Annotated in this window: 20 protein-coding genes; 12 read left to right on the plus strand and 8 right to left on the minus strand. The window is 64.7% G+C overall.

Annotation, left to right across the window (positions count from 1 at the left end; translation table 11 throughout):
- Positions 1-8: 8 nt before the first annotated feature.
- From pqqB to pqqE, 4 genes are read left to right on the plus strand one after another with little or no spacing between them, the layout of a single operon-like run.
- Entirely contained in the window at positions 9-905 is an 897-nt protein-coding gene (pqqB, locus tag GO499_RS03560; RefSeq protein WP_161860897.1) for a pyrroloquinoline quinone biosynthesis protein PqqB, read from the plus strand.
- Complete coding sequence (gene pqqC, locus GO499_RS03565) at positions 902-1,654, plus strand: pyrroloquinoline-quinone synthase PqqC (protein WP_161860898.1); 753 nt, start codon at positions 902-904, stop codon at positions 1,652-1,654. The genes pqqB and pqqC overlap by 4 nt, the downstream gene beginning before the upstream one ends.
- A complete protein-coding gene (gene pqqD / locus GO499_RS03570; RefSeq protein WP_161860899.1) occupies positions 1,651-1,929 on the plus strand; it encodes a pyrroloquinoline quinone biosynthesis peptide chaperone PqqD in 279 nt (92 codons plus the stop codon). Before pqqC ends, pqqD begins: the two co-directional genes overlap by 4 nt.
- Positions 1,926-2,999: a pyrroloquinoline quinone biosynthesis protein PqqE gene (pqqE, locus tag GO499_RS03575; RefSeq protein ID WP_161860900.1), complete on the plus strand. Its 1,074-nt coding sequence runs from the start codon at positions 1,926-1,928 to the stop codon at positions 2,997-2,999. The genes pqqD and pqqE overlap by 4 nt, the downstream gene beginning before the upstream one ends.
- Here pqqE and GO499_RS03580 read toward each other — a convergent pair.
- Positions 2,987-3,955, minus strand: coding sequence for a 2-hydroxyacid dehydrogenase (locus GO499_RS03580; protein WP_161860901.1), 969 nt, complete (start codon positions 3,953-3,955; stop codon positions 2,987-2,989). The genes pqqE and GO499_RS03580 overlap by 13 nt on opposite strands.
- A 117-nt stretch (positions 3,956-4,072) precedes the next feature.
- Between GO499_RS03580 and GO499_RS03585 the strand changes: the two genes are divergently transcribed.
- The 3 genes from GO499_RS03585 to proC are packed head-to-tail and all read left to right on the plus strand — an operon-like array spanning position 4,073 to position 6,448.
- Positions 4,073-4,834: an HpcH/HpaI aldolase family protein gene (locus GO499_RS03585; protein ID WP_161860902.1), complete on the plus strand. Its 762-nt coding sequence runs from the start codon at positions 4,073-4,075 to the stop codon at positions 4,832-4,834.
- 2 nt (positions 4,835-4,836) lie between these two features.
- Positions 4,837-5,664: an NAD-dependent epimerase/dehydratase family protein gene (locus GO499_RS03590; protein WP_161860903.1), complete on the plus strand. Its 828-nt coding sequence runs from the start codon at positions 4,837-4,839 to the stop codon at positions 5,662-5,664.
- A gap of 4 nt (positions 5,665-5,668) precedes the next feature.
- On the plus strand, positions 5,669-6,448 hold the full coding sequence (gene proC / locus GO499_RS03595) for a pyrroline-5-carboxylate reductase (RefSeq protein ID WP_284154880.1): 780 nt from the start codon (positions 5,669-5,671) through the stop codon (positions 6,446-6,448).
- 376 nt (positions 6,449-6,824) lie between these two features.
- On the opposite strand, the gene fdhF is transcribed toward proC, so the two are convergent.
- The 6 genes from fdhF to GO499_RS03625 all read right to left on the minus strand — a co-directional run bounded on the left by fdhF (position 6,825) and on the right by GO499_RS03625 (position 16,356).
- Positions 6,825-9,623 carry a formate dehydrogenase subunit alpha gene (gene fdhF, locus GO499_RS03600; RefSeq protein WP_161860905.1) on the minus strand — a complete coding sequence of 933 codons (2,799 nt, stop codon included), beginning with the start codon at positions 9,621-9,623 and terminating at the stop codon, positions 6,825-6,827.
- Positions 9,624-9,789: 166 nt separating this feature from the next.
- Complete coding sequence (locus GO499_RS03605) at positions 9,790-11,466, minus strand: NAD(P)H-dependent oxidoreductase subunit E (RefSeq protein ID WP_161860906.1); 1,677 nt, start codon at positions 11,464-11,466, stop codon at positions 9,790-9,792.
- Between the two features lie 130 nt (positions 11,467-11,596).
- Positions 11,597-13,114 carry a sensor histidine kinase gene (locus GO499_RS03610; RefSeq protein ID WP_161860907.1) on the minus strand — a complete coding sequence of 506 codons (1,518 nt, stop codon included), beginning with the start codon at positions 13,112-13,114 and terminating at the stop codon, positions 11,597-11,599.
- A 75-nt stretch (positions 13,115-13,189) separates the two neighbouring features.
- Entirely contained in the window at positions 13,190-14,113 is a 924-nt protein-coding gene (locus GO499_RS03615) for a LysR family transcriptional regulator (RefSeq protein WP_161860908.1), read from the minus strand.
- Between the two features lie 197 nt (positions 14,114-14,310).
- Entirely contained in the window at positions 14,311-14,619 is a 309-nt protein-coding gene (locus tag GO499_RS03620) for a hypothetical protein (protein WP_161860909.1), read from the minus strand.
- Between the two features lie 27 nt (positions 14,620-14,646).
- Positions 14,647-16,356, minus strand: coding sequence for a mucoidy inhibitor MuiA family protein (locus GO499_RS03625; RefSeq protein ID WP_161860910.1), 1,710 nt, complete (start codon positions 16,354-16,356; stop codon positions 14,647-14,649).
- Between the two features lie 170 nt (positions 16,357-16,526).
- On the opposite strand from GO499_RS03625, the gene pyc reads away from it, so the two are divergent.
- The 3 genes from pyc (at position 16,527) to GO499_RS03640 (ending at position 21,749) form a co-directional block, all read left to right on the plus strand.
- Positions 16,527-19,970, plus strand: a complete 3,444-nt coding sequence (gene pyc, locus GO499_RS03630) for a pyruvate carboxylase (RefSeq protein ID WP_161860911.1) — start codon at positions 16,527-16,529, stop codon at positions 19,968-19,970.
- A gap of 69 nt (positions 19,971-20,039) precedes the next feature.
- Positions 20,040-20,957: a ribokinase gene (rbsK, locus tag GO499_RS03635; protein ID WP_161860912.1), complete on the plus strand. Its 918-nt coding sequence runs from the start codon at positions 20,040-20,042 to the stop codon at positions 20,955-20,957.
- Positions 20,958-20,984: 27 nt separating this feature from the next.
- Positions 20,985-21,749 carry an SDR family NAD(P)-dependent oxidoreductase gene (locus tag GO499_RS03640; RefSeq protein ID WP_161863822.1) on the plus strand — a complete coding sequence of 255 codons (765 nt, stop codon included), beginning with the start codon at positions 20,985-20,987 and terminating at the stop codon, positions 21,747-21,749.
- Between the two features lie 21 nt (positions 21,750-21,770).
- Here the strand turns inward: GO499_RS03640 and GO499_RS03645 are convergent, their stop codons facing one another.
- Positions 21,771-22,643, minus strand: a complete 873-nt coding sequence (locus GO499_RS03645; RefSeq protein WP_161860913.1) for an AraC family transcriptional regulator — start codon at positions 22,641-22,643, stop codon at positions 21,771-21,773.
- Between the two features lie 171 nt (positions 22,644-22,814).
- Between GO499_RS03645 and GO499_RS03650 the strand changes: the two genes are divergently transcribed.
- Positions 22,815-24,230: a family 4 glycosyl hydrolase gene (locus tag GO499_RS03650; RefSeq protein WP_161860914.1), complete on the plus strand. Its 1,416-nt coding sequence runs from the start codon at positions 22,815-22,817 to the stop codon at positions 24,228-24,230.
- Complete coding sequence (locus GO499_RS03655) at positions 24,194-25,114, plus strand: carbohydrate ABC transporter permease (protein ID WP_284154881.1); 921 nt, start codon at positions 24,194-24,196, stop codon at positions 25,112-25,114. The genes GO499_RS03650 and GO499_RS03655 overlap by 37 nt, the downstream gene beginning before the upstream one ends.

Here is a 25,114-nt window from a genome sequence, read left to right on the forward strand (position 1 = left end):
AGATACCAATGAATTTCCGCGCAAGAATACTTGGGGCAGCCGCCGGTGGCGGGCTGCCCCAATGGAATTGCGGTTGCGCTAATTGCAATGCCGCGCGGCGGGGGGAGATACCTGCACAATCACAATCCTCCCTCGCCGTCAGTGCCAATGGCACGGATTGGGCGATCCTCAACGCCTCGCCCGACATCCGGACCCAGATGGCAGATGCGCCGGTGTTGCATCCTACAGGTCTGCGGAATTTGCCGCTGAAATCGGTGCTGATTACCAATGGTGATATCGACCATATCGCGGGCTTGCTGACGCTGCGCGAGATGCAGGCTTTCGATTTGTACTCAACTTCGGAGATTCTCGATTTCATCGGCCAGAACACGGTGTTCGACGCGCTGCGCGAGGATGTGGTTGCCCGGCGGGCCATCCGCCTCGGCGAGACGTTCGAACTGGTTCCGGGGCTGGAGTGCAGTCTCTTCTCCGTGCCGGGAAAGGTGCCGCTTTATCTGGAGGGTGAGGAGGTTCAGACGGACCTTGAGGGCGAGCAGACGGTGGGCGTGGAGATGCAGGCTGGCGGGCAAAAAGTCTATTACATTCCGGGCTGTGCGGCCTTTCCTTCAAGCTTGGAAGAGCGGGTGCGCGGCGCGGACGCGGTGTTCTTCGACGGAACGCTCTGGGCCGATGACGAGATGGTGCGCGCGGGCCTGAGCCAGAAGACGGGCAAGCGGATGGGGCATATGTCGATCAGCGGAGCCGATGGTACGATGGTTGCTTTCGCGGGGCTGGATGTGGGGCGCAAGGTGTTTGTGCACATGAACAACACGAACCCGGTGCTGCGTCCCGGCGCGCCCGAGCGGCGCGAGGCCGAGGCGGCGGGCTGGGTGATCGGGCAGGACGGGATGGAGATGAGCCTATGACGGCGACACGTGAGGAATTCGAGGCACGACTGCGGCAGATCGGGGCGGATCGCTACCACGACAAGCACCCGTTTCATGCGCGGTTGCACGGTGGGCAGTGTTCGCCGGACGAGGTGCGGGCATGGGTGGTGAACCGCTGGTATTACCAAAGCCGCATCCCGATGAAGGACGCGGCATTCATGAGCCGGGTGACGGACCCCGCCCTGCGCCGGGCATGGCGGAGCCGGATCGAGGATCACGACGGGCGCGAAGGCAACGAGGGTGGCATCCGGCGCTGGCTGCGGCTGGCGGAAGCCGTGGGGCTGGACCCTGATTACGTGGCCAGCGGCGAGGGAGTGATGCCTGCCACCCGCTTTGCCGTCGATGCCTATGTGCGCTTCGTGCGGGATGAGACGCTGCTGGAGGCGATTGCCGCCTCGCTGACGGAGCTGTTCGCGCCGAAGATTCATGCACAGCGGATCGAGGGGCTTTTGCAACACTACGATTTTGCGGATGACAGCTCGCTCTCCTATTTTCGCAACCGGCTGGGTGAAGCGCCGAAGGATGTGGCTTTCGGGCTGCAATACGTGCTGGACCACGCGGACACGGCCGAGAAGCAGGATGCGGCGGCGGCGGCGTTGACGTTCAAGACGGATGTGCTGTGGTCGCAGCTCGATGCGCTGTGGTCGGCCTATGTCGAGCCTGCGCGCATCCCGCCCGGGGCATGGCGGCCGGGGCAGGGGCTGCTGATTTCGGCGGAGGCCTCATGATCGCGGAGAAGGCCATTCCCTACCTGCCGCGCGGGGTTCGGCTGCATTTCGACCGGGTGCGGGAGAAGTGGGTGCTGCTGGCGCCGGAGCGGGCGGTGGCGCTGGATGCGGTGGGCCACGCGGTGCTGAGCGAGATCGATGGGGCGCGGAGTTATGGCGAGGTCGTGAGCGGGCTGGCGGAAAAATACGCGGCGCCGCGCGAACAGATCGCCAAGGACAGCGCGCAGTTCCTTCAGGGGCTTCTCAACCGGCGTTTCCTGGAGCTGGCGCCATGACCGTTCGGCCCCCCATTGCGATGCTGGCGGAACTGACGCATCGCTGCCCATTGTCCTGCCCCTACTGTTCCAACCCGCTTGAGTTGGCGAAGAAGGAGCAGGAGCTGGATACGGCGACCTGGGTGGATGCGTTCCGGCAGGCCGCCGACCTTGGCGTTCTGCAACTTCATCTTTCGGGCGGTGAGCCTGCCAGCCGGCGCGACCTCGTGGAACTGGTGGAGGCCGCGCGGACGGCGGCGCTTTATACCAACCTCATCACTTCCGGCATCGGGCTGACGGAGCGGCGATTGCGGGAACTGGACGCGGCGGGGCTGGACCATGTCCAGCTTTCGTTGCAGGGCACGGACGCGGAGATGGCAGACCATATCGGCGGCTATCGGGGCGGGTTCGCACGGAAGATGCAGGTGGCGGAGTGGATCGGCGAAATCGGTTTTCCGCTGACGCTGAACGCCGTGCTGCACCGGCAGAACCTGCACCAGTTGCCGCGGGCGCTGGAGATGGCGGTGGAGATGGGCGCGCGGCGGATCGAGGTGGCCACGGTGCAGTTCCATGGCTGGGCCTTGAAGAACCGCGGTGCGATGATGCCGACGCGCGCGCAGGCGGCGGAGGCAACGAAAATCGTCGGCGAGGCCCGGAAGCGGCTGGAGGGTGTGCTGGTGATCGACTACGTGCCGGCTGACTATCATTCCGACTATCCCAAGCGCTGCATGGGCGGCTGGGGTTCCACCGGGCTGAACATCAACCCGGAGGGTAAAGTTCTGCCATGCCACGCGGCGGAGAGCATTCCGCATCTCACGTTTGACAATATCGCCGAAAAGTCGCTGCGGGAAATCTGGTACGAGGGCGCCGCCTTCAATGCCTATCGCGGCGACGACTGGATGCAGGAGCCGTGTTCGAGTTGCGAGCGCAAGGCGGTGGATTTCGGCGGTTGCCGCTGCCAGGCGATGGCGATTGCGGGCGATCCGAATGCCACCGACCCGGTGTGCATCAAATCGCCCGACCATGAAAAGCTGCGACGGATGGCCGAGGACTTCGCCGGCGATGATGCGGAGCTAATTTACCGCGGGTAGGATTTTCCTGTTTTGTTAACAGGTGTTTGCAGCGGTTTTTTCGCGTAGAATGACAGCAGGTTCTCGCGCTGCAGTGCGCCCATGTCCTGCCGGGTTTCAGCCGTGGCCGAGGCTTGGTGCGGCTGAAGAACTGCGTTCTTCAGCTTCAGGAAGCGCGGGTCTATTTTCGGCTCATTCTCAAAGACGTCGAGGCCGGCGCCGCCAAGACGGCCGGATTCCAGGGCGTCGAGCAGCGCGGGCTCATCGACTGTGGACCCCCGTGAGATGTTGACGAGAATGCCGCGGGGACCGATGGCCTCGATCACCTGTTTCGACACCAGCCCGGCGGTTCCAGGGCCGCCGGCGAGAGCGATGACAACGTGATCGGCCCAGTCGGCGAGGGCGACGTGATCGTCGAAATACTGCCAGCCGGGTGTTTCTTTCCGCGACCGGGATGAATAGCCGATCTCGCACTTGAAGGCGGCAAGGCGGGAGGCAATTTCATGGCCGATGCGGCCAAGGCCGATGATGCCGATGCGGCTGCCCGAAACCTTCTGCTTCAGTGGATAGGCGCCCTGCGTACCCCAGTTGCCGCTGCGGACCCAGGCCTCGGCGCCCATCATGTCGCGGGCCTGGGCGATCAGCATGGCGACGGCGAGGTCGGCGACATCATCGGAGAGGACATCGGGGGTGTTGGTGACGGCGATGCCGCGGGCGTCGGCCGCTTCAACGTCAATCGCATCGTAGCCGACGCCGAAGTTGGCAATCATCTTCAGGTTGGGCAGCGCATCCATGTAGGCGCCGTCTATCGGGGCGTGGCCCTTCATTGCCAGCGCGGTGATCTTGTCTGCCACATCACGGGGCAGGGAAGTGGCGCTGGCATCGGCGGCAAGTTCGTGCACGGTGAAGGCTTCCTGCATCGGCTGCATGTCCCATTCCGGATAGCTGCCGGTGATCAGTACGTCTGGCTTTGTCATATCGCTCCCTCGCGTTTTTGCCCTTGGTAAAGCAACGGCGCGGGTGATCAAGCCCGGGATGCGCTTGACAGGCGGTGCAGTGCAGGAAAGCCTGACGCGCAAACAGGGGAGGCGGCGATGGTTCAGCACAACAGGTTCAAGGCACGACTGAAGGCGGGCGAGGCGCAACTGGGGCTCTGGCTGAGCCTGTGCAGCCCGGTGGTTGCCGATGCAGTGGCCGATTCCGGCATGGACTGGGTGCTGCTGGACATGGAGCATGCGGCCAACAGCGAACAGACGGTGCTGGCGCAATTGCATGCCGGACAGGCTGGCTGCCCGGCGGTGGTGCGGCCGTGGTGGAACGACACGGTGCTGGTGAAGAGGTTGCTGGACATGGGCGCGGAGACGCTGCTGTTTCCGATGGTGCAGACGCCCGAGGAAGCGGCCGCGGCGGTGGCGGCGACGCGCTATCCGCCGGAGGGGGTGCGCGGGGTGAGCATGTCCCAGCGCGGCAACCGCTACGGGCGCGATGCAGGGTATCACGGGCGGGCCAATGCGGAGGTGTGCGTGCTGGTGCAGGTGGAAACGCGAGAGGCAATGGCGCGTATCGAGGAAATCGCAGCGGTGGACGGCGTGGACGGCGTATTTTTCGGCCCGGCGGACATTGCAGCCAGCCTCGGGCGGATCGGTGATCTGAACCATCAGGCTGTCTGGGATGAAATCTTCGCCGCCGCCGACAGGGTGCTGGCGATGGGCGTGCCGGTGGGAACGCTGATCGCCGTGCCGGACCGGGTGCGGGAATGCGTGGACAGGGGGTTTACATTCACCGCCTGCGGCAGTGATTTGAACCTCGTGGCGCGGGGCGCCGACAACCTGGTGAAGATGTACAAGGGAGACTGACCGTGACGGTGATAGCGCTGACGGGGGCCGCGGGACGGCTGGGTGGATATCTGCGCGAGGCGCTGGCGAAACGGGCGGACAAGGTGATCCTGACCGACCGGGTGTCGCCGGAAGGGTTGCGGGCAAACGAGGAGTTCCGGCAGGCCGAACTGGATGACTATGACGCGGTGCATGCGGCGTTGGCCGGAGCGGACGTGGTGCTGCATTTCGGCGCGATTGCCGATGAGGCGCCGTGGGACGAGATTTGGGGGCCGAACTTCGTCGGCGCGCGCAATGTCTGGGAAGCGGCGCATCAGCACGGGATCAGGCGGGTGATCTATGCCTCGTCCATCCATGCGGTGGGCATGTACCCGCGTACGCAGCGGATCGGTGTGGACACGCCGCATTATCCGGACAGTTTCTACGGGCTTTCCAAGTGTTTCGCCGAGAACCTCGGACGGCTGTACTGGGAGAAGCGGGGGATCGAGAGCGTGATGCTGCGGATCTATTCCTGCGCCCAGCCGAACAACGAGCGCAGCCTCGGCGTGTGGCTGAGCCCGCGCGATCTTGTGCAACTGGTGGAGAAGTCGCTGGATTGCCCGATTGTCGGCTGTTCGGTCGTCTACGGCGTCTCGGCCAACTCGCGCTGCCCGGTGAGCAACGAGGGGGCGAAGTTCCTTGGCTACGAGCCGGTGGACAATGCCGAGGAGTTTGCGCCGGAGATCCTGGCAGCCGCCAAGCCCGACCCGAGCGACAAGGCGCAACTGCATCATGGCAACGTCTTCGCCACCGGTGATCTGGGCGTGTCCGCCGTGGCGCTTATGGGGCGCGCGGAAGACGGGGAGGGCTGAGACGATGGCGACGGTACTGCTAGTCGGCGCGGGCAACATGGGCTTTGCAATGTTGAAGGGCTGGGCAAAGGATGGTGGCCTGCGGCTGATGGTCGTGGACCCGACGGAGGCCCTGCGGGATCGGGCGGCGGCCGTGGGCGCGGAAGTGTACGCCGATGTGGCGGAGGTGCCTCGGGAGACGGACATGATCGTGCTGGCGGTGAAACCGCAGGTGATGGACAAGGTCGCCCCGCCTTACGCGGAGTTTCCCGGCGCGGTGATGAGTGTCGCCGCCGGCGTCGGCGTGGCGCGGCTGCGGGGGCTGGTGGGTGAGCGGCCGATCGTGCGGGTGATGCCGAACACGCCTGCTGCCATCGGGCAGGGGATGAGCGTGGGCTATGCCGAAGGCGCGGATGACACCTTGCGGGCGCTGGTGGAGCGGCTGACGGGCGTGGTGGGCGAGACGGCGTGGATCGAGGACGAGGGGCTGATGGACGCGGTGACGGCGATCAGCGGCTCCGGCCCGGCCTACGTGTTCCACTTCATCGAGTGCCTCGCATCGGCCGGTGAGAAACTGGGGCTGGCGCCGGAGCTTGCCTTGCAGTTGGCCCGGCAGACGGTGGCCGGGGCAGGGGCACTGGCGCGCGAGGCGGGCGAGGCGCCGGGCGTGCTGCGTGAACAGGTGACGAGCCCGGGCGGAACGACGGCGGCGGCACTGGCGGTGCTGCGCGAGACGGGCGCGCTGGAGCGGTTGGTAAACGAGGCGGCGGAAGCTGCACGGGACCGGGGGCGGGAGTTGGGGTGAGGTTGGCCGTGCGCGCGGGGCGGTGGGGGCCAGCCTCTCCGACGGACCGGATCAAAAGCGCAACCCCGGCCGCAACCGGCGCGGAATAGAGGCCGCAGGCCGCCGCGCCCACGCCGACTCGCCCCATTGGGGCAGCGCTTTTGGCGGATGTTGGCGCGTTGGTTGGATGTCCAGAGATTGGGCGAGAATAAAGTGCGGTGATCGGACGGTGCGTGCGCCTATCCGCGGGTCGGCGCTGGCGCGGCTTGCGACGGGGTAGGCCGGGATGGTGGTTGAAAGCCACGCTACGATTTACGGAAAGTTCAAGGGCAAAAGGCGCGCCGGGTTGGGGCGCGCCTTTCGATTTTTGTCGGTGTCGGCCCTTCAGGCCGCAATCTTACTCCGCCGCGATCTGTTGTTCGCCGACGATCACCCGGCAGGCCGAGAACTTGAACTCGGGGATCTTGCCGAACGGGTCGAGCTGCGGGTTGGTCAGCGTGTTGGCCGCGGCCTCGACGAAGGCGAAGGGGATGAAGACCATGTCCTTGGCGATGGCCCTGTCCGCCCGCGCGGCGAGGGTGATCTGGCCGCGGCGCGTCTCCACCGTGATCATCTCTCCCGCCTCGACACCGAGCATCTTCAGGGTGCCGGGGTGCAGGGCGGCCGTCGCCTCCGGTTCCAGCGCGTCGAGCGTGCCGGCGCGGCGGGTCATGGAGCCGGTGTGCCAGTGCTCCAGCATCCGCCCCGTCGTCAGGATCATCGGGAACTTCTCGTCCGGTACCTCGGCGGGCGAGGTGACGCGGGCCGGAGTGAACTTGGCCCGGCCGGCGCGGCGGGGAAAGCCATCGCCGAACACGACTGCCTGGCCCGGATCGTCGTTGGAGTTACACGGATAGGTGATCGCGTTCTCGTTCTCGAGCCGGTTCCAGGTGATGTGGTGGAGGCTGCGCATGCTCATCTTCATCTCGTTGAAGACCATGCGCGGCGTGTCGTAATCCCAGTCCAGCCCGAGGCGACGGGCAAGTTCGACGGTGATCTCCCAATCCTCCCGCGCCTCGCCGGGGGCGTCGACGGCCTTGCGGCCCATCTGCACCTGCCGGTTGGTGTTGGTCACCGTGCCGGTTTTCTCCGGCCATGCGGAGGAGGGCAGGATGACATCGGCGAAGTTGGCCGTTTCCGTCAGGAAGATGTCCTGCACGACGAGATGATCGAGCGAGGCCAAAGCCTGGCGGGCGTGTTCGACATCGGGGTCGGACATCGCCGGGTTCTCGCCCATGACATACATGCCCTTGATTTCGCCGCGATACATGGCGTCGATGATCTCCACGACCGTCAGGCCCGGCTTCTCCTGGATCTCGGTGCCCTGCCAGATATGGCGGAAGAGTTCGCGCACCTCCGGATCGGCGACGGACTGGTAATCGGGCAGCACCTGGGGGATGAGGCCCGCGTCGGATGCGCCCTGCACGTTGTTCTGGCCACGCAGCGGGTGCAGACCGGAGCCGGGGCGGCCGATCTGGCCGCAGAGCAGGGCCAGCGAGATCAGGCAGCGGGCATTGTCCGTGCCGTGGATGTGCTGGGAGACGCCCATGCCCCAGAAGATCATCGCGCCGCGGGCGCTGGCGAACTTGCGGGCAACGGTTCGCAGCGTCTCGGCGTCGATGCCGCAGAGATCGGCCATCCGCTCCGGTGGGAAGGCGCGGATGTGGTCGCGGAACTCGAAGAAGCCTTCGGTGAAGCCCTCGATGTAGTTGCGGTCGTAGAGCTTCTCCTCGACGATGACGTGCATGATGGCGTTGAGCATCGCCACGTCGGTGCCCGGCCGGAACTGGAGCATGTGGGTGGCGTGACGCTTCAGGCCCATGCCGCGCGGGTCCATCACGATCAGCTCTCCGCCGCGCTTGACGAATTGCTTGAAATAGGTGGCGGCGACGGGGTGGTTCTCCGTCGGGTTGGAGCCGATGACGATGGCGAGATCGGCGTTCTCGATTTCGTTGAAGGTCGCGGTCACGGCCCCGGAGCCGACATTCTCCATCAGCGCGGCCACGGAAGAGGCGTGGCAGAGCCGGGTGCAGTGGTCGACGTTGTTGTGCTTGAAGCCCTGGCGGATGAGCTTCTGGAAGAGATAGGCTTCCTCGTTGGAACACTTGGCCGAGCCGAAGCCGGCGACGGACTGACCGCCGTAGTAGCTGCGCAGATCGGCGAGGCCGCCGGCAGCCCTGTCGAGCGCTTCCTCCCACGTGGCCTCGCGGAAATGGGTCCACGGGTTGGATGGATCGACGTTCAGGCCCTTGTCGGGCGCGTCATCGCGGCGGATCAGCGGCACCGTCAGGCGGTGGGGGTGGTTGATGTAGTCGAAGCCGAAGCGGCCCTTGACGCAGAGCCGGTTTTCGTTGGCGGGGCCATCGACACCATCGACCCAGGCGATCTTCTCGTCCTTGATCTTGAAGGACAGCTGGCAGCCGACGCCGCAATACGGGCAGACGGACCGGACTTCGCGATCATAGGCCTTGCTGTCGCCGATCTGGGTTTCCTCGTCGACGGCGGCGGCCTCCATCAGGGCGCCGGTGGGGCAGGCCTGCACGCATTCGCCACAGGCGACGCAGGTGCTGTCGCCCATCGGGTCGTCGAGGTCGAATGTGATCTGGCTGGTGGCGCCACGGCCCGAGAGGCCGATGACATCGTTGACCTGCACATCGCGGCAGGCGCGGACGCAGAGATTGCACTGGATGCAGGCATCCAGATTGACGCGCATGGCGACATGAGAATTGTCGAGCAGCGGCACGACCGCGGGGTCCTTGCGCGGGAACCGGCTTTCGCTGACGCCGTTCATGTCCGCCATGTCCCAGAAATGGGCCGATTTGTCATGCGCGACCTCGCGCTCCGGCTGGTCGGTGACGAGCAGTTCCATGACCATGTTGCGGGCCTTCTCGGCCCGGTCCGTGGCGGTGTTCACGACCATGCCGTCGGCAATCTCGCGGATGCAGGAAGCGACGAGCGTGCGTTCGCCTTCGACCTCGACCATGCAGGCGCGGCAGTTGCCGTCAGGTTTGTAGCCGGGTGCGGGCTTGTGGCAGAGATGCGGGATCTTCAACCCGGTGCCATGCGCTGCATCCCAGATCGTGGTGCCTTCCACGCCGGTCGTCTCCACGCCGTTGAGGGTGAAGGTGACGAGTTTCGGGGCTGTTCCGTCTAACATGATCGTCTCCGGTCTGTGTTTGCTGGCGTTGGCGTGCTTGGCTGGCGGAGGAGTGCCTCCGGCGGGACTATGTGCCGGAAGTGGCAAGGGTCATTTCCGTTTTCTGCGCGGAGATAACCCGGGGCGTGCAAGGGGCTGGCCCCTCGGTTCCAGTGGTTGCGGCACATCAGAGTTCATCCCCGAAATGCTTCATCGTCAGGCGGATCGGGTTCGGGGCGGCCTGTCCGAGGCCGCAGATCGAGGCGTCGGCCATGACCTGGCAAAGGTCTTCGAGGAGGGGTTGGTCCCAACGATCCTGGCTCATCAGCTTGACGGCCTTCTCGCAGCCCGTGCGACAGGGAGTGCATTGCCCACAGGACTCATCCTCGAAGAACTTCAGCATGTTCAGGGCGGCATCCCGGGCGCTGTCCTTGTCCGACAGCACCACCACGGCCGCGGAGCCGATGAAGGTGCCGTGCGGCTGGAGCGTGTCGAAGTCCAGCGGGATGTCGTTCATGCTGGCAGGCAGCAGGCCGGAGGACGGGCCGCCGGGCTGGTATGCCTTGAATGTGTGGCCGTCCAGCATGCCGCCGCAGGCCTCGATGATGTCCGTGATCGTCGAGCCGGCCGGCAGAAGGTGGACGCCGGGATTGTTCACCCGCCCGGAGACGGAGTAGGAGCGCAGACCCTTGCGGCCATTCTTTTCCGTGGAGGAAAGAACTTCGGGGCCTTCGGCTGCGACCTTGCGGACCCAGTAGAGTGTCTCGATGTTGTGGACGAGCGTCGGCCGGTCGAAGATGCCTACCTGGGCCACGAAGGGCGGGCGGTGGCGGGGGAGGCCGCGTTTGCCCTCGATGCTTTCGATCATCGCGCTTTCTTCGCCGCAGATGTAGGCGCCGGCGCCACGGCGCAGGTCTATATAGCCTTTGGGTACGATACCGGCTTCCTCGATCGCCGCGATTTCGCGACGGAGGATTTCCAGTACGGCGGGGTATTCGTCGCGCATGTAGATGAAGGCTTTCTCGGCCTCCACCGCCCAGGCGGCGATCAGCATACCTTCGAGGAATACGTGCGGGGTGCGTTCGAGGTAGTAGCGATCCTTGAACGTGCCCGGCTCTCCTTCGTCGCCGTTGACGGCAAGGTAGCGCGGGCCGGGGTTGGCGCGGACGAAGCCCCATTTCTTGCCTGACGGGAAGCCGGCGCCGCCGAGGCCGCGGAGGCCGGAGGTGAGTATTTGCTCCTGCAGCGCTTCCCAATCACCGTTTTCGCGCAGATTCTTCAACGTCGTGTAGTCGCCATGCCGGGCGAAAGTCTCGTAATCGGGGATATGGGTGTGGGTGTCGGCGTTCGTGATCGCCGCCTGCACCTTTTCCGGTGTCGCGTGATCGATGTGGTTGTGGCCGATTTCCAGCACCGGCGCGGTATCGCAGCGGCCCATGCAGGGGGCGCGGAGCACGCGCACTGCCGATGGGTCCAGCCCGTCTTCGAGCGCGGCCTTGAGTTGCTGGGCGCCAGCCATCTCGCACGATAGACTGTCGCAGACGCGGATGGTGAGGGCGGGCGGCGGGGTTTCGCCTTCCTTCACAACGTCGAAATGGGCATAGAAGGTCGCGACCTCGTAGACTTCCGCCTGCGACAGGCGCATCTCTTCTGCCAGAGCGCGAAGGTGGGCGGCGGAGAGATGACCGTGCTTGTCCTGGATCAGGTGCAGGAATTCGATCAGCAGATCGCTGCGGCGGGGCGCGTCGCCGAGGAGAGACTGGATTTCCGCCAGTGCCTCATCGAAGAACGGGCGGCCCTTCGGTTTGTGTTTGCCTTTGCCTTGGCCCTGTTTCCAGACGCCTGGGAGGTCGAGCGGTGCCATTTGGGTCTCCTGCTGATTTGACAAACTGTCGCAGGCATGGCGCGACGACGCAAATACCGATGCACGAAGGCACGATTTGTTTTGGTTATCGTGGAGAATGGACGCCTTCGCGGGCCGGTACCCTCAGCCTTCAGGCGGCATCCGGAAGGATGGCAGACTGGGGCGGGCCGAGGTGGACGGTGAAGGTGCTGCCTGTGCCGGGGGTCGACTGGACGGTGATGAATCCGCCGTGATTGTGGGCGATGCGGTCGCAGATGGCGAGGCCGAGACCCGAGCCGGGGAAGCTCTCTCGCAAGTGCAGGCGCTGGAAGAGACCGAAGATTCGGCGCTGGTCTTCCGGTTCGATGCCTATGCCGTTGTCCTCGACCGTCAGGACGACCGTTTGCGGCTCTGCGCCTGGCTGGCAGCGAATGCCGATCACCGGCTTGCCTGATGCGGGCTGAAATTTCAGCGCATTGCCGAGGAGGTCATGGACGAGGCGGCCCAGCTGCGATGGAAACCCAGTGTGGACACAGCAGGGCCCGATGGTGACGGTGGCGCCGGTGCGGGTAATGGTGGTGTTCTGGCTGTCCACCGCCGCTTCGATGCAGGCGCGCATGTCGATGGCCACAGGGCGCTCGCGGTCACCCGTTGCCCAGGAGTAGGCGAGAACATCCTCGATGAGATCGTGCATCTGTTGGACGGATGTGAGCGCCATGGTCAGCATTTCGCGGACATCTTCGGGGAGCGTGTCGGGTTCGTGCATGATCTCGCTGAGGAGAAGCTGAATGCTGTTGGCCGGGGATTTGAGGTCGTGGCTGACAGCGTAGGTGAATTCGGCCTGTTCACGGCGCAGCCGCTCACTCTGCCGGAGGGCGCGTTCGAGGCGGGCGCGCTTGCTCTCGATGAGGATGTTGCGGTGGCGAAGATCGTCGTCGCGGGCGTATAGCGTGCTGCTGGTTTCGGCGAGGTCGGCGCGCGCATCGCTGAGGGCACGAAAAGTGCTGCGCAGGAGCCGGTGGCCGGGGCGAAACACCATGAAGGTCTGGCACATCAGCATCAGACCGATGGCCAGAGGAGTGACGTGGGCCAGTGTTTGCCGGCGTTGAGATGTTTGCGCGGCTTCGTCCCGGAAGGCGTTGGCGAGTTGCTCCAACTTGGCCGTGAACTGGCCATTGGTAGCCGCGGCGAGGCGGTCCGGCGCCGGGCCGCCGCCGCGCAGCCGTGTGCGGGCATCGGTGACCAGCCTTCGCCCGGCGAACTCGAGCGTTTCACCGTCCTCGGCGGTAAAGAAATGACGGTGAAGGCCGGGGGTGAGGGTGGCATGGCGGCCAAGTTGCCGGTGGGCCCGCTCAAAACTGTCGACAATGTTGCGTAAGCCATGGGGCGCGCTCACGGTTCTGTCGCCGGGCAGGCTGACGAGATCGGCAATGTGACGGACGAGTATGGCCTGGCTGTCGGCAAGGTCGGCAGCATGTTCCGCCTCGACGATGCGCCGGGTCATGCCGGACGCCAAGATCACGGCGAGGGCAAGGACGCAAAGCATCCCGGCGGTGAGCGCGAAATAGGCTATGGCCAGCCTACGTGCATGACGGACGGGCGAGGCAGGTGTGAGGCTGCGCCGCGGGTGACCGGTCGAAGGTCGGGCTGATCCCGCACTTTCCCGCATGGGCCTTTCCCTGTCCGAAAACGACCGATGGTAGAGCGACGATGTTACCGGAACCTTAATGCCGCGGGCACGGATTCAGAAAGGCTGGCTGCGGGCGCGCGCCTCTTCCTGCAGGTGGTGTTTCAGGACCGGGTGCAGCGCCGGTTCGGGGGTTCGGTCCGGCAGAAGCAGAGCAATCGGGCGGGAAATGTCCGGTTCGGTCAGGCGAAGCGTGACCGTACCCGGCAGGCTGGGCTGCACGCTGACCGTGCGCTCGGGCATGATCGTCGCTGTGGTGCCGGTTCGCAGTTGCAGCCATGCGACGCTGAGGGCGTTGGTTTCCGTCACGGCGTTGGGACGCACACCCTGGCCGGCGAAAATCCGTTCCAGAATGCGGCGGTTCTGCATGGTCGGCGTCAGCAGGCAGAGCGGCAGGCGTGCGGCCTCGCTCCAGGTGATTTCAGTCTGGCCATCTTCCACCAGTCCGGCGGGGGCGACCAGAAGATAGGTTTCTTCGTAGAGATGTGTCTCGGACAGCGCGGGATCACGGCCTTCGAGATAGGAAATCCCGGCGCTGAAGGTGAAGTTCTGGAGGCCGCGGCGTATCTCATCGGAGGTGGTGGAATGGATGTTGAGGCGCAGGCCGGGATGGGCGGCACCTATGCGGGCGGGCAGGGCCGAAGCGAAAGCGAGGGCGGTGGGAACGACACCTATGGAAACGGTGCCGGTGAGGGCGCCGGAGGCGGCGCTGACCTCCTGTTTCAGGCCCTCGAGATCGGCCAGCATCTTCTGGCCCCAGCGCAGGACGATCTCGCCTTCCTCGGTGAAGCCGCGAAAGCGGTTGCCGCGGTTGACGATGGTGATGCCGAGGTCAAGCTCCAGGTTGCGGATACGGGCGGAAAAGGCTGGTTGCGAGATGCCCGTCGCCTCGGCCGCGCGAGCGAAGTGTCGGTGGCGGTCGAGCGCCGTGAGCAATTGCATGTCGCGGAGATTGAGCACGGAGTTCAGAGCTTTCGACAAGTGGATTGCCGGGGAGAGTAGGCGCGCCGACGGGACAGCGCAACTGTGCGATGGCGATGGACGGGGCGCTGGGGCCGGAAAGGTGCGTTTGCGTTAGGGGATCAGGAGCGAGGGGGGACGGATCGGAGCAAATACCTGTCTCCACGCTTTTGGCGGGACGGAGACCACAAGGATGCGGCGGAAGAACGCGGTGCAGGTCAGTCCGAGCAGGCGTAGGGGAGGAACGAGCCGGCCATGCCCTCGGCGACGGCCATCAGGGTGAGGGTGTCGGCGAGGGCGAGATCCTGCGGGCTGCGAGGGCAGACGGCGCCGGTCGCGCAGCCCGAGGCGATGAAGCTGTCGGTTTCATCGGTGAATCCGGGTGAGAGGCCGGGGGGCGGCGGATCTGTCACCTCCGCCCACGCGCTGGCAAAGAGGGCGCACTTTTGCTCGGCCCATGTGTCGGGCTGGGCGGGGGATGAGAGACCGGCGAGAGTAGCGGCTAGGGCGGGGATCAGGCGGGACAAGTCGCTGCTCCTGTAGGTAGCGTCCGGTCAGAACGGACGAGGAAAGATTTCGAGGGCCTGATCGCCGGGCCATGTCAGGTCATAGCCGAAGTCGATCACCTGTTCCTCGCCGGGCTGGAGCGCAAGTTCCCACGTGACCACGCCGCGTTTGCCTTCCTCATCCACGGGCTTCGGGCGGGGGGTGGCGACGGTCTTTATCTCCAGGTCCTCCTGTTCGGAGACCGGGGCCCTGTCCGTGACGACGAGGGTGACCGGCGCGTCCATCAGGCTTCTGGCTGTGATCTTGAAGCGCTCGATGCGGCGGTTGGTGGTGCCGATCAGGCCGAAATCGCCATCCTCGCGTTCCAGTGTGCGATAGCTGACGAGGATTTCATCCAGCGCGCCGAAGGGGAGTTTGGCGATGTCACCGGCGGGCGTGAAGGGTATGAAAGCGGTGCCCATGAAAGTGCCATCGCGGAACATCGACGCCTGACCAGGCAGGATCGGACCGCCAAAATCATTGGTGAGATCGGCGGAGAGGAAGGCGGTGGTGTCGAACTGGGGCGTCGTCAGGGCCTTGAGATCCACGGGGAAGCTCTGCTGGTCGATGCGAACCTGGCGCATCGTCTGGTCCCCGGCGATGTCGACCGGTTCGTTGAGTTGATAGACGACCGTTTGGCCTTGGGTGAGCTGAGTGAAGCCGGGAACGGGGGCCTCGGCCTCCATCATCACAGGTTCCGACGGGGCGAGGGCATCGGATTCCATACGGTTTTCCATGACAGCGGCGCTGTCGGAAAAACCGAGGGTGGCCGCGCGTTTTGGCGACGGGACCGGGAAGATTCGGGCGATCTGTTCGTGGATTTCAGGTGCCATGATCGCACCGGTCGGGCGGGCGGTGGAGAGGGTGAGGCGGATGTCGTCCCAGTCCTCGCCCGTCCATTGCGTGACCTGGGCATGGCGCGTGACCTTGACCTCCGGTGCTGAGCCGCGGTCCAGCCGCATGTCGTAGACCGGGCTCCAGCCGGCCTGGCCGGTGCGGTAGACGATGGCGAGTTCGGTGTCGAGCGGCGTCTGTGCGGCGATCTCGATCGTGGCGACCGAGCGGGGCGGCGGTGGCAGGTCGAGAGCGGCGAGTGCCTGTTCGGCCTTTTCCAGATCTTTCTCCACATCTTCGCGTTCGCGCCGGAGGCGGGCGATTTCCTGCTCGGCCAGACGTTTGGCATCGAGCGCGGTCTCGGTGGCGGTGGCAAGCGTGTCGATGGCGCTGACCCATGTTTCCAGACCGGCGCCGGCGCTGTCTGCGTCATCGACCATGTCCTGCGCCTCGCGTTCGATCAGGGCGTCGATGAATTCCACGCGCTTGTTGGCGACGGCGATGCGCGTCATCTGGGCGGCAATGGCTTCATCAATGTCGCGCAGATCCTGCTGCACGGCCTCGACAGCGGCTTCGGCGGCCTGATGCTCGGGCGAACGATTCTCTTCCCGCGGGGGAAGGCGATCGATGCGGTGGTTGACGGAGAGGATGGTGAGGCTGTCCTCGCCGGTGACGCGCAGGCTGTCGGCGTCGAAGTCCAGCGGCAGGTCGCTGACGGTAATGGTGTGGCTTCCGGCCCCGGCAGTCACCGGCACGGTGCGGGTGACGGTGGCGCCGCCCGGATAGACGGTGGCGGCGGCGATGGTGCTGGCGGCGGTGATGTCGTCGGCGATGGCGGCGCTGGTGGAGAGCAGCAGGGCCGCGGTGGGCAGGGCGAAACGCATGGTGGTTCCTCTGTATTTCGTTGATGTCTGCCTATCAGACGTGCGTCGTCGGGAAAAGCTTGGGCAAACCTTTGCATTTTTCTTGCAGACCGCAAAAAGGCGACGCACCATTGTGCAGTGCAGCGCAATCCGCTAGCGATAGAGCAAAAGACAGGGAGAGGGCTGACCCCATGCGCACCATCAAGAAAATCCTGATTGCCAACCGTGGCGAGATCGCCATCCGCGTGATGCGCGCCGCCAACGAGATGGGCAAGAAGACGGTTGCCGTTTACGCCGAGGAAGACAAGCTGGGTCTGCACCGCTTCAAGGCGGATGAGGCCTACCGGATCGGCGAGGGGCTGGGCCCGGTGGCGGCGTATCTGGCCATCGACGAGATCATCCGGGTGGCGAAGATGAGCGGTGCGGATGCGGTGCATCCGGGCTATGGGCTGCTTTCCGAAAACCCCGACCTGGTTGATGCCTGCGTGGCCAATGGCATCGCCTTCATCGGGCCGAAGGCGGAGACGATGCGGGCGCTGGGCGACAAGGCGAGCGCGCGGAAGGTGGCTATGGAAGCCGGGGTGCCGGTGATTCCGGCAACCGAGGTGCTGCCTGATGACATGGATGAGGTGCGCCGGATGGCCGACGAGATCGGCTATCCGTTCATGCTCAAGGCCTCCTGGGGTGGTGGTGGCCGGGGGATGCGGCCGATCATGAGCGCGGACGAGTTGGAAGAGAAGGTGCTGGAGGGCCGGCGCGAGGCCGAGAACGCCTTCGGCAACGGCGAGGGGTACCTCGAAAAACTGGTGCAGAGGGCGCGGCACGTCGAAGTGCAGATCCTCGGTGACGAGATGGGCGGCATGTACCATCTGTGGGAGCGGGACTGTTCGGTTCAGCGCCGCAACCAGAAGGTGGTGGAGCGCGCGCCGGCGCCGTATCTTTCCGACGTGCAGCGCGAGGAATTGTGTGCGCTGGGCAAGAAGATCTGTGCGCATGTCGGCTATCGCTGCGCGGGTACCGTCGAATTCCTGATGGATATGGACGAGGGCAAGTTCTACTTCATCGAAGTGAACCCCCGTGTGCAGGTGGAGCACACCGTTACCGAGGAGGTGACGGGCATCGACATTGTTCGGGCGCAAATTCTGCTGGCCGAGGGCAAGAGCATTTCGGAGGCGACGGGCAAGGCCAGCCAGTATGACGTGACGCTGAACGGCCATGCGTTGCAATGCCGGATCACCACGGAAGATCCGCAGAACAACTTCATCCCTGATTACGGACGTATCACTGCCTACCGCGGTGCGACTGGCATGGGCATCCGACTCGATGGCGGTACGGCTTATTCCGGCGCGGTGATCACGCGCTACTACGACAGCCTTCTGGAGAAGGTGACGGCGTGGGCGCCGACGCCGGAGGCGGCCATCCGGCGGATGGACCGGGCGTTGCGCGAGTTCCGAATTCGCGGGGTCTCGACCAATATCGCCTTTGTCGAGAATCTTCTGAAGCATCCGACGTTCCTCGACAACAGCTACACGACCAAGTTCATCGATACGACGCCGGAACTTTACGACTTCGCGCCGCGGCGCGACCGGGCGACGCGGATCCTGAACTATATCGCTGACATCAGTGTCAACGGGCATCCGGAAACGGTGGGCCGGGCGAAGCCGCCGGCGCATGCCAAGGCGCCGAAGCCGCCGGTGCTGCCGGGGACGACCCCGCCAGCAGGGTCACGGACACTGCTGGAGGAAAAGGGGCCGAAGGCTGTTGCCGACTGGATGCTGGCGCAGGACCGTTTGCTGATTACGGATACGGCGATGCGGGACGGGCACCAGAGCCTGCTTGCCACGCGGATGCGCAGCTATGACATGATCCAGATCGCGCCGGCGTATTCAGAGATGTTGCCGGAGTTGTTTTCCGTCGAATGCTGGGGCGGGGCGACCTTCGACGTGGCCTATCGCTTCCTGCAGGAATGCCCGTGGCAGCGGTTGCGGGATATTCGGGACAAGATGCCGAACCTGATGACGCAGATGCTGCTGCGCGCGTCCAACGGGGTCGGCTACACCAACTACCCCGACAACGTGGTCGAGAAATTCGTGGCGCAGGCCGCGGACAGCGGCATGGACCTCTTCCGCGTGTTCGACCCGCTGAACTGGGTGGAGAACATGCGGCTTTCGATGGATGCCGTGCTGGAGACGGGGAAGGTGCTGGAGGCGGCGATCTGCTACACTGGCGACATTCTGGACCCGGACCGGCAGAAATACTCGCTGAAGTATTATGTCGATCTGGCCAAGGAGCTGGAGGCGGCGGGCACGCATATCCTCTGCCTGAAGGACATGGGTGGGCTGGTGAAGCCCGAGGCTGCGCGCGCGCTGGTGAAGGCGTTAAAGGACGAGATCTCCATTCCGATCCACTTCCATACACACGATACTTCGGGCGTCTCGGCGGCTTCGGTGCTGGCGGCGGCAGAGGCAGGTGTTGATGCGGTGGACGCGGCGATGGACGCGTTCTCCGGCCTCACTTCACAGCCCTGTCTCGGGTCCATTGTCGAAGCGCTACGCAATACGGGCCGCGACACGAAACTGTCGCCGGACGCGATCCGCGAGATTTCGACCTATTGGGAGGACGTTCGCAACCAGTACGCGGCCTTCGAGTCCGACATGAAATCCGGTACGGCGGAAGTGTATCTGCACGAGATGCCTGGCGGGCAGGTCACCAACCTGCGCGCGCAGGCGCGGAGCATGGGCCTGGAGGACCGCTGGCATGAGGTCGCCAAGACCTATGCCGACGTGAACCAGATGTTCGGTGATGTGATCAAGGTGACGCCGATCGCCAAGACGGTTGGTGACATGGCGCTGACGATGGTTTCCGGCGGGCTGAGCAAGGAAGACGTGCTGAACCCGGACAAGGATGTGTCCTTCCCGGATTCCGTGGTCACCTTCATGAAAGGGGAGGTCGGCCAGCCGTATGGCGGTTTCCCCAAAGCATTGCAGAAGAAGGTGCTGAAGGGGGCGAAGCCTATCAAGGTGCGCCCCGGTTCGCTGATGGAGCCGGTCGATCTGGAAGCGACGCGCAAGGCTTTGAGCGAGGAACTGGACGGCGTGGAGATCGACGACGAGGATCTGTGCGGTTACCTGATGTATCCCAAGGTCTTTACGGATTACATGACGCGCCATGCCGTCTATGGGCCGGTACGGGCGCTGCCGACGCCGGTGTTTTTCTACGGGATGGAGCCGGGCCAGGAGATAAGTGCGGAGATCGATCCGGGCAAAACGCTGGAGGTGCGGCTGTCGGCCATCGGCGAGACCAACCACGAGGGCGAGGTGCGGGTTTTCTTCGAACTCAACGGTCAGCCGAGGACGGTGCGGGTTTCCGACCGCTCGGTGACGGCGACGCTGGAGACGCGGCCCAAGGCGGACCCGACCAATGCGGACCACATCGCCGCACCGATGCCGGGGCTGATTGCCTCGGTTGCCGTGACCGTGGGGCAGGAGGTTGCGGAAGGTGATCTTCTGTGCACCATGGAGGCCATGAAAATGGAGACCGGCATCTACGCCGATCGCGCCGCAAAGGTGAAAGCCGTGCATGTGAGCGCGGCGGCGCAGGTGGATGCCAAGGATCTGCTGATCGAGCTGGAATGAACCGGCTCGCAAGGGCCGGAGGAAATGAATGCCTGACTGCAGTTTGACGGCCCGGTTCCGGGGACGGCGATGAGCCGGATCGTGGTGCTGGGCGTGTTCGCCGCCGACGCGATCTATCGCGGGTCGCGGCTGCCGGCGATGGGCGAGACAGTGCTTGGCTCCGCTTTTGCGCTGGGGCCGGGAGGCAAGGGTTCGAACCAGGCGGTGGCGGCCGGCAAGCTGGGGGCCGATGTTTCGCTGATCACCCGACTGGGCAAGGATGCCTTCGCGAAGATCGCCTATGACACCTGGGCAGACGCCGGTGTGACACCGGTGGTCGTCGAGGATCCGGAAGCCTATACCGGATCGGCGTTCATTTTCGTCGATGACCGGAGCGGAGAGAACGCGATCATCATCTGTCCGGGCGCGGCGGGCGATCTTGGCCCGGAAGATATCCTGCGAGCGGAGGAGCTGGTGCGTGGGGCGGACGTGTTTCTGGCGCAGCTGGAGCAGCCGCTGGCGGCGGCGCTGGCGGGTGTGCGGATCGCGGCGGATTCCGGGGTGACGACGATCCTGAACCCGGCGCCAGCGCAGCGGTTGCCGGCAAATCTATTGCGTGACCTGACCTATATTACGCCGAACGAGAGCGAGGCCGAAGCGCTGACAGGCGTGGCCGTACACGATCTGGCGACGGCGCGGCAGGCGGGGGACGCCTTGCTGGCGCTGGGCGTTTCGGCGGCGGTGATCACGCTGGGCGCGGAGGGAGCCTTGCTGCATTCGGCGGAACGCTCCGAACACGTGCCGGGGGTTTCGGCCGGGCCGGTCGTGGATACGACCGGGGCAGGCGATGCCTTCAACGGGGCGTTCGCTGTGGCGCTGTCGGAAGGTGCGGAGCCGGTCGAAGCTGCGCGGTTCGCCTGTGCGGCTGCCGGCTTGAGCGTGACACGCAAAGGCGCGGCGACTTCCAGCCCGCGGCGGACGGAAGTCGATGCCTTGCTGGCGGGGTAACGCCTTCGCAGCGGGGGCGTTGCGATGATGGACCTGCCGCGGACACCTTCGTTCCGACTGGACGGGAGACGGGCGCTGGTGACTGGGGCCTCCTCCGGGATCGGATTGGGTTGTGCGGTCGCGCTGGCGGAGGTGGGGGCTCATGTGGTGCTTGCGGCCCGGCGGGCGGCGATGCTGGACGACGCGGTAAGGGCCATGCGCGACGCGGGCTGGAGTGCCGAGGCGCTGGTGCTGGATGTCGCCGATGTGGCGGCGACTGCTGCGGCAGTGGCCGCCGGTGGGCCGTTTGACGTACTTGTGAATTCGGCGGGGCTGGCGCGGCACGGGGCGAGCCTCGAAACTACGGAAGCGGATTACGATGCGGTTTCGGCGCTGAACCAGAAGGGCGCGTATTTTCTGGCTCAGGCGGTGGCGAAAGGGTTGGTGGCGGCCGGGCGATCCGGATCGCTTATCACTATTTCCAGCCAGATGGCGCATGTCTCGGGACCCGAACGTGCCGTCTATTCGGGTACGAAGCATGGCGTGGAAGGGTTCACCAAGGGGATGGCGATCGAGTGGGGCCGGTACGGGATCCGCGTCAACACGATTTGCCCGACCTTCATCCGCACGGCGCTGACCGAGAGCACGTTTCGAAACCCGGACTTGCTGGCGTGGCTGGAGGAAAAGATCAAACTGGGCCGGGTGGGCCGGGTCGAGGATATCATGGGGGCGGTGGTTTTCCTCGCCTCCGATGCGTCGGCGTTGGTCACCGGCACCTCGCTGTTGGTCGATGGCGGCTGGACTGCGGAGTAACGCCGCAGAAATCAGCCGCGCCTATTCGCGGTACTCGAATTTCGGGGTGGCGGTGCGGCGTTCGCGGTAGTTCGAGGGGCTGGCCCCTATGTGGCGCTTGAACATGCGGGAGAAGAAGTAGGGGTCGGAATAGCCAAGTTCCGCTGCGACTTCCTTGACCGACAGGCCCATGCCGAGGCGATGGACGGCGAATTCCATACGTTTGAATTCCCGGTATTTCTGCGGCGTCATGCCGATCCTGTCGCGGAACGCGCGGCGGAAGTAGTCGGGGTTGTAGAGGACCGACGACATCGCCTCCTCCACCGCGCCTTCGCCAAGCGGATCGGCGGACAGGCGGGAGGCGACGAGCATGATCTGGAGCGAAAGCTGATCCTGTGATTGGGTGTCGGTGCGGTCGGTGCGCCAGCCTTCGAACGCTTCCTCGAGGAAGGCGAGCAGCAGAACCATGAACTGGTGATGCTGGGCGGGGGTAGTCACCGATGGTGACGAGGCGTTGCGATAATGGTGGACGAGAGGGGCAAGGACATCCCATGGACGCAGGGTGACCTTCCGCCGCAACTGCATCTGGCCGATGATGTCGCCGCGGCCGAAGAGATCGAGCGTGAAATGCTGGGCAACACCGGTGTAGGGGGCATCGCCGCCGCCGTGGCGGCCGCGAAATCGTTGATATGCGGGGATCAGCATCGATTCGCCGGGGCTGAGGGTGACGCGATCATCGCCAATCTCATAGTGGCCCGAGCCGGTGAGGCAGATCAGGAGATCGTGCGTGGGGTTGAGCTTGTTGATCCGCCACGTGGGAGCGTGTTGCATGCGGATGGTGGTGCGGGCGAGACGCAGGGAAAGCGCGTGGACCGGCATGAGGGCGAATGGGGAATGTTCGGTTTTATCCATCATTTTGTTATGTTGCGTTCATTCAAGCGGGAGGGGCAAGTGATTTACAGTGGTGAACAAGAAAATGATGCGGGTGACACCCGTCAAAACAACGGCTGGGAGGAAAATCGGCCATCGGGAAGTTGCTGCTCGCAGGAATGCGTGCAGCCTGAGCGTGTGCCGGAGTAGCCATTGATGAAACATTCCGAACATCAAAGCCTGTCGAAAGGCGCAGTTCCGGTACGGATCGCTTATATCGGCGGCGGCTCGCTGAACTGGGCTCCGAACCTGATGGCTGATCTCGCGCATGACGCGAGGCTGGCGGCGGAGGTGCGGCTGTACGATATCGATTTCGATGCAGCCGAGCGTAATGCGCGGATGGGGGCGCGGTTTGCCGAGGTTTCCGAGGGTGTCGCGGCACGATACCGGGCCTGTACGGAAATCGGTGAGGCGCTGGACGGCGCGGATATTGTTGTCATCTCCATCCTGCCGGGGCGGTTCGAGGACATGGCGGAGGATATCGGCATCCCGGCCCGCTACGGTATTCCACAGGCGGTGGGCGATACGGTGGGGCCGGGCGGGTTTGTGCGCGCGCTGCGGGCCATCCCGATGATGCTGGAGATCGGGGAGGCCATCCGGGCACATGCGCCCGACGCCTATGTCTGCAACCTGACCAACCCGATGAGCGTGCTGACCGGTGCGCTTCATGCGGCCTATCCCGGCATCCGCTGCTGGGGCGAGTGCCACGAGGTGACGAAGCTGCGCAAGCAGGTGGCGTGGATCGCCAACCAACGGGATGGCCACGCGGCATGGAGCCATCGCGATGTCGAGGTGAACGTGCTCGGCATCAACCATTTCACCTTCGTGGACAGGATCGCCCTGGCAGGGCAGGACATGATGCCGGCCTATCGCGCGTTCGCCTCTGCGCATTCCAACAGTGGCTGGCGCGCGCAGGAGCCGGATCCGGCGGACGAGAAGGCGCGTTATTTCGAAGATCGATCCCGCGTGAAATTCGACCTCTTGCGGCACTACGGTATCGCCGCGGCTGCCGGAGACCGGCACCTTGTTGAATTCCTGCCGACGCAGATGTACCTCGCCGATCCGGCGGGCTGGGATTTCGGACTGACGCCGGTGGAGTTCCGCATCCGTGAACGGGCGGAGCGGCAGGCGAAGGCCGAGGCGCTGGCCGATGGCCGCGCGCAGCCTGTCGCAAACCGATCCGACGAGGCGCTGGTCGATCAGATCGTGGCGCTGATGGGCGGTGCCGCCCATGTCTCCAACGTGAACCTGCCCAACAGGGGCCAGCTTCGCGGCATCGCCGAAGGGGCGATCGTGGAGACGAACGCCCTGTTCTCGGGCCTCGGGGTAACGCCGCTGGTGGCCGGGCGGATGCCGCAGGCGCTGGAAGCGGTGGTCGCCGACCATGCGAACCGGCAGTCGGCGCTCTTGCGGGCGGTGGTGGATGGCGACTTCGCAGCGCTGTTTCCGTTGTTCCACGGCGACCCGCTGGTGGCGCCGCTGGCTGAGGCGGCGGCGCGGGCGATGTTTGGCGAGATGGTCGCGGCGACTGCGGCATGGCTGCCAGATGCACTGGTGCGGGGGGCGGCCTGATGGGTGGCGACAGCAAGTTTCTCGGCCTGTGGTACATCTCGCCCTACCTGATCGGGCTCCTGATGTTCACCGCCTTTCCGTTTGCGGCGTCGCTCTACCTCAGTTTCACCGATTACGACCTGTTCTCGGCGCCGAAATGGGTCGGGCTGGACAATTACAAGAAGCTGTTCACCCGCGACCGTACCTTCGACAAATCTTTGAAGGTCACGCTGATCTACGTGTTCACGACGGTGCCGTTGAAGCTGACCTTCGCATTGTTTATTGCAGTGGTGCTGAATTACCGGTTGCGGGGGATAAACCTCTTCCGTACCGCATACTACGTTCCGTCAATCCTCGGCGGCTCCATCGCCATCGCGGTTCTGTGGCGCTACATCTTCGCCGAGGCCGGGCTGGTCAACATGCTGCTGGGCCTGTTCGGGGTGGAGCCGGTGAACTGGTTCGGCGACCCCGAGAACGCGCTGTTCACCATCACGCTGCTGCGCTGCTGGCAGTTCGGCTCCGCCATGGTGATCTTCCTCGCCGCGCTGCAATCAGTGGACAAGACGCTGTATGAGGCGGCCGCAATCGACGGGGCGGGGCCGTGGGCGATCTTCCGCAACATCACCCTGCCGCTGATAACGCCGGTGATTTTCTTCAACCTGATCATGCAGACGGTGCAGGCGTTCCAGGAATTCAACGGTCCCTACATCATCACGCAGGGCGGGCCACTGAAATCGACCTACCTGCTGCCACTCTACATCTATGACGAGGCGTTCAAGAGTTTCGACATGGGCTATGCATCGGCCATCGCATGGGTGCTCTTCACGATCATCATGGTGCTGACGCTGGTGGCGTTCTGGTCGTCGAAGAAGTGGGTCTATTACGCCGGCGACAGGAGGAACTGA

It is taken from the genome of Algicella marina (assembly GCF_009931615.1).
Taxonomy (GTDB): Bacteria; Pseudomonadota; Alphaproteobacteria; order Rhodobacterales; family Rhodobacteraceae; genus Algicella; species Algicella marina.

Excerpts from the sequence above, each read along its gene's own strand:
- GO499_RS03645 (WP_161860913.1), bottom strand. The coding sequence starts at position 22,643 with ATGATGGATAAAACCGAACATTCCCCATTCGCCCTCATGCCGGTCCAC.
- pqqD (WP_161860899.1), top strand. The coding sequence starts at position 1,651 with ATGATCGCGGAGAAGGCCATTCCCTACCTGCCGCGCGGGGTTCGGCTG.
- GO499_RS03585 (WP_161860902.1), top strand. The coding sequence starts at position 4,073 with ATGGTTCAGCACAACAGGTTCAAGGCACGACTGAAGGCGGGCGAGGCG.
- GO499_RS03580 (WP_161860901.1), bottom strand. The coding sequence starts at position 3,955 with ATGACAAAGCCAGACGTACTGATCACCGGCAGCTATCCGGAATGGGAC.
- GO499_RS03625 (WP_161860910.1), bottom strand. The coding sequence starts at position 16,356 with ATGCGTTTCGCCCTGCCCACCGCGGCCCTGCTGCTCTCCACCAGCGCC.
- pqqE (WP_161860900.1), top strand. The coding sequence starts at position 1,926 with ATGACCGTTCGGCCCCCCATTGCGATGCTGGCGGAACTGACGCATCGC.
- GO499_RS03640 (WP_161863822.1), top strand. The coding sequence starts at position 20,985 with ATGGACCTGCCGCGGACACCTTCGTTCCGACTGGACGGGAGACGGGCG.
- pqqC (WP_161860898.1), top strand. The coding sequence starts at position 902 with ATGACGGCGACACGTGAGGAATTCGAGGCACGACTGCGGCAGATCGGG.
- GO499_RS03610 (WP_161860907.1), bottom strand. The coding sequence starts at position 13,114 with ATGCGGGAAAGTGCGGGATCAGCCCGACCTTCGACCGGTCACCCGCGG.
- fdhF (WP_161860905.1), bottom strand. The coding sequence starts at position 9,623 with ATGTTAGACGGAACAGCCCCGAAACTCGTCACCTTCACCCTCAACGGC.
- rbsK (WP_161860912.1), top strand. The coding sequence starts at position 20,040 with ATGAGCCGGATCGTGGTGCTGGGCGTGTTCGCCGCCGACGCGATCTAT.
- pqqB (WP_161860897.1), top strand. The coding sequence starts at position 9 with ATGAATTTCCGCGCAAGAATACTTGGGGCAGCCGCCGGTGGCGGGCTG.
- GO499_RS03605 (WP_161860906.1), bottom strand. The coding sequence starts at position 11,466 with ATGGCACCGCTCGACCTCCCAGGCGTCTGGAAACAGGGCCAAGGCAAA.
- proC (WP_284154880.1), top strand. The coding sequence starts at position 5,669 with ATGGCGACGGTACTGCTAGTCGGCGCGGGCAACATGGGCTTTGCAATG.
- GO499_RS03650 (WP_161860914.1), top strand. The coding sequence starts at position 22,815 with ATGAAACATTCCGAACATCAAAGCCTGTCGAAAGGCGCAGTTCCGGTA.
- GO499_RS03655 (WP_284154881.1), top strand. The coding sequence starts at position 24,194 with ATGGCTGCCAGATGCACTGGTGCGGGGGGCGGCCTGATGGGTGGCGAC.
- pyc (WP_161860911.1), top strand. The coding sequence starts at position 16,527 with ATGCGCACCATCAAGAAAATCCTGATTGCCAACCGTGGCGAGATCGCC.